Origin of the sequence: Holdemania sp. 1001302B_160321_E10 (genome assembly GCF_015552275.1) — a bacterium.
Lineage (GTDB): Bacteria > Bacillota_I > Bacilli_A > Erysipelotrichales > Erysipelotrichaceae > Holdemania.
The window spans coordinates 1-2,626 of the sequence record NZ_JADNEM010000068.1; the positions used below are offsets into that span (position 1 = coordinate 1).

3 protein-coding genes are annotated in these 2,626 nt (G+C 47.6%); all 3 read left to right on the forward strand.

Annotated features, from left to right (window positions below; genetic code table 11):
• On the forward strand, positions 1–222 hold a 222-nt coding region (locus tag I2D94_RS18450; protein ID WP_229056962.1), incomplete at its 5' end, for a hypothetical protein.
• A 35-nt stretch (positions 223–257) separates the two neighbouring features.
• Positions 258–1,604, forward strand: coding sequence for an MATE family efflux transporter (locus I2D94_RS17995; RefSeq protein ID WP_072685216.1), 1,347 nt, complete (start codon positions 258–260; stop codon positions 1,602–1,604).
• Between the two features lie 166 nt (positions 1,605–1,770).
• Positions 1,771–2,448 carry a phosphoribosylaminoimidazolesuccinocarboxamide synthase gene (locus I2D94_RS18000; RefSeq protein WP_072685217.1) on the forward strand — a complete coding sequence of 226 codons (678 nt, stop codon included), beginning with the start codon at positions 1,771–1,773 and terminating at the stop codon, positions 2,446–2,448.
• Positions 2,449–2,626 lie beyond the last annotated feature (178 nt).

A 2,626-nucleotide genomic window follows, 5' to 3' on the forward strand; every position in this document is an offset into this window, starting at 1 on the left:
GTTTCTACGGATATTTTAACACTTTTCCCTCATTATCTGGCTCTTTTTTTGTTTCCTTTTACTCTGTTTCTCCTTTTACTCTGCCCCGATACACATTTTCTTCTTTACCTGCGTTTACTTTTACTATTGACCCATTTTGCGCCGCAGGATACTCAATTCAAATTAATTATGTTTAAGCGATGCTCAGAAAAAGCTTGTGGGCGCAGATCAGGTAGGCTATAATGTTCTGGATTTTGTAAATCGGAAGGGGGAAAAGAATGCATAATCGAATGACGGAAGGCAGTCCGCTGAAACTGATCCTGATGTTTGCGATGCCGGTTTTGTTAGGCAATGTCTTCCAGCAATTTTATAATATGGCCGATACGATGATGGTCGGCAGGATTCTGGGGGTGGACGCTTTGGCGGCAATGGGCGCTACGGCTTCGGTTTCCGGTCTGGTTTTGGGCTTGAATATCGGTTTGGCGCAGGGCTTTGCGATTCCGATCGCGCAGTATGTCGGCGCTGGAGACATGGGGAAAGTCAGAAAAGCGGTAGCGGGCACGCTGATGCTGGGGGTGATCTTTGTTCTCGGCATTACGATCGCTGCGCTTATGACAGGCATTCCGGTACTGAAGCTGTTGGGGACGCCGGAAGAAATCATGGGAATGTCAGTTGAGTATATCTTTATTATTTACGGCGGGCTGATCATCACGATGATGTACAACATGGCCGCCAGTATCTTACGTTCCTACGGCGACAGCCGGACTCCGCTGTATTTTCTGATTCTGGCCTCGCTGACCAACATTGTGCTGGACTATGTATTTTTAAAGACCCTGCGGATGGGCGTCGGCGGCGCGGCGATTGCGACGTTGATTTCCCAAGCCCTGTCCGTCGTGCTCTGCGTCTTGTATATCAAAGAAAAGACAAGCTTTCTGATTCCGGGAAAAGAGGATTTCTGCTGGGATAGAGAGATGCTGAAAGCGCAGCTGTCGTTGGGAATCTCCATGGGTTTGATGAATTCGATCGTTTCGATCGGCTCGGTCATTCTGCAAAGCGCCGTCAACAAGCTGGGGTCGGTGATCATCGCCGGACATACTGCTTCCCGCAAGGTGATCGAAATGTTCATGCAGCCGCTGATCAGCATCGGCGTTACCGCAACAACCTATGTTTCACAGAATCTGGGGGCCGGGAAGCTCGAACGGATCCGCAAAGGGCTGCACTGCTGCACGGCGATCAGCTTTGTGTGGTCGACGTTCTGCATCCTCATTTCCTTCTGGGGAATTGACTTGATCCTGGCGCTGGTGGTGGACGCGAAGGAGATTCAGGTCATCGCCACCGCCCGGCAGTATTTTAAAATCAACGTGTTCTTCTTCTATGCTTTGTCGGTTTTGTTTATCTACCGCAACGCGCTGCAGGGATTGGGAAAAAGTCAGGCGCCGATCTTTTCCAGCTGTATCGAGATGGTCGTGAAGATCCTGGCGACGCTGCTGCTGACGCCGGCTCTGGGGTATCTGGGCGTATGTTATACCGAACCGATTGCCTGGATCTTGATGGCGGTGTTTCTGTTGGCGGCCTTTTACCGGGATCCCCGGTTCCATCCCGACTTTCATCACAAAAAAGTCTGAACAAAGACACGAAAAAGGTTGGTATAAATGTGGAAATCGCTTTCTTTAACTGCGCGGTGCCAAAACGATAAAAAAGGAAAGAAAAATCTGGCAGATTGCGGTAAATTTTTGTGCCGAATGGGCATAACTGTGCTAAACTAGTTCTGCATTATATGGAGGAAAAGGCATGAATAAAGTTTACACTGGAAAGACAAAAGATGTTTACGCGTTAGACAACGGCAACTACCAGCTGAAATTCAAGGACGATTGCACGGGCACCGACGGCGTCTTCGATCCGGGAGCCAACACCGTTGGATTGCAGATTGAAGGCATTGGCCGCGAAAATCTGAAAGTATCGGTTTATTTCTTCGAAATTTTGAAAAAAGCAGGTGTGAAAACACATTATGTCAGTGCGGATATCGACAATGCGACAATGGAAGTGCTGCCGGCGAAGGTGTTCGGCAAAGGTCTGGAAGTCATCTGCCGTTACCGTGCGGTCGGAAGCTTCATCCGTCGTTATGGCGCCTATATGGAAAGCGGCACACCGCTGAACGCTTATGTGGAAACAACGCTGAAAGATGATGATCTGGGTGATCCGCTGATCACGCCGGATGGTCTGGAAGCGATTGGGGTCATGACGCTGGATCAGTATGCACAGATGAAGGCGATGACGCAGAAGATTTCCGGTATTGTCAAAGACACGCTGGCGGAAAAAGGTCTTGATCTGTACGACATCAAGTTTGAATTCGGTTATTATAACGGCGAAGTTATCTTAATTGATGAAATTGCGTCAGGCAATATGCGCGTTTACAAAGACGGCGAAATTGTTGAACCGACGGATCTGACAAAATTAATCTTAGGGTAAACGTAAGCAAGACTCAGAACGGGAACGGATGAAAATCCGTTCTTTTTCGTGATTAAAATAGAGAAATGAAATTGAAAACAAAACGGTACTGAGTTATAATAAGCTCAGAAAGATTAACTCAAAAAAGTATTTTTACAAATTTCAATTCTTTTAGGGGGCTTTTCCTGATTTTCCGCAA